1 pseudogene is annotated in these 1,147 nt (G+C 53.9%); it reads left to right on the forward strand.

The features are described from left to right. Positions 1-744: 744 nt before the first annotated feature. Positions 745-1,147, forward strand: a pseudogene (locus CR254_RS17800) (transposase); the annotation flags it as partial.

The raw sequence follows: 1,147 nt of genomic DNA on the forward strand, positions 1-1,147 counted from the left end.
CGCCATTCAGCATTGGGCTGGAAAAGCCCAGTCGCTTTCGAGCGGAAGGTGGCCTAAACGAGCACCGGGGGCGGCACAAAAACGGGTCAGGTCCAAAGCGAAACCTTCTCCTCATCCGACTAGAACCGCTTCTTCTGACCCTTCTTGCCCGCCATACCTGCCCTCAAGATGTCCACTATCGTTGGTGGACACTATCAACGCACTCTATGGCGCGTCAGAGCAGCGAGGCCGGCCGCTTACGAAAAATGCGCGAATGATAGGAATGAGAAGGCCGAACCCCGACGAGAGACGAGCCGGTGAATGTCGTGTATGGGCCGTCAACGCCAGATGACCGCCTCGCCTGAGTGGGGTGGTCGCCGTGCTGCAGGAAGTCGGTTTCGAGCCAAATGCCGCACCAATTACTGATTGCCTTTCTTCAACATTAAAAGGATTTTGGGTCCATAACTCTGCGCGAATTCGGATGCATTTGACTGTAGTTCTACTCCGTGAACCGCTTCATTCATCACCGGCATTAAACCTCTTAGAAGAACCGTGGCTTCATCCGGAATAGCACCCAATCTCGCTAGTTCATCAGTCAATGACCTAAGTGTTCTCGGTCACCCGCGTGGATCAGGAGCAAGCATCACGCCCTCAGATATTTGCCGTAAGCGGCGCTCAATCTGGACGCGAAGCATGGTGACCTGCCCCCTGAAACTTCCCTCACTTTAATGCAGAGCTTGCTCAACCTTTTGAAGGAGCAAACAGATGCGAAAGAGCCGTTTTAGCGAAGCCCAGATTATTGGGATGATCAAAGAGCAAGAAGCTGGGGTGTCGACTGCGGATGTGTGCCGCAAGCACGGCCTCAGCCAAGGAACGTTTTACAAGTTCAAGTCTCAGTATGGCGGCATGGAGGTGTCAGATGCAGCAAAGCTGCGTGCGGTCACGGACGAGAATGCCAAATTGAAACGTCTTCTGGCGGATACCATGCTGGACAACGTCGTCCTGAAATATCTGCTGGGAAAGAACTAACGACATCAAGTGAACGACGGGAAGCTGCACTTCGGGCGATGCGAGATCATGATATCTCGCAACGTCGGGCGTGCAGGCTCGTTGGTGTCGATCCCAAAACTGTCAGACGCGACCGTCCGCCTGACAATCCTGAGATACG

Source organism: Pontivivens marinum, from assembly GCF_900231835.1.
GTDB lineage: Bacteria > Pseudomonadota > Alphaproteobacteria > Rhodobacterales > Rhodobacteraceae > Pontivivens > Pontivivens marinum.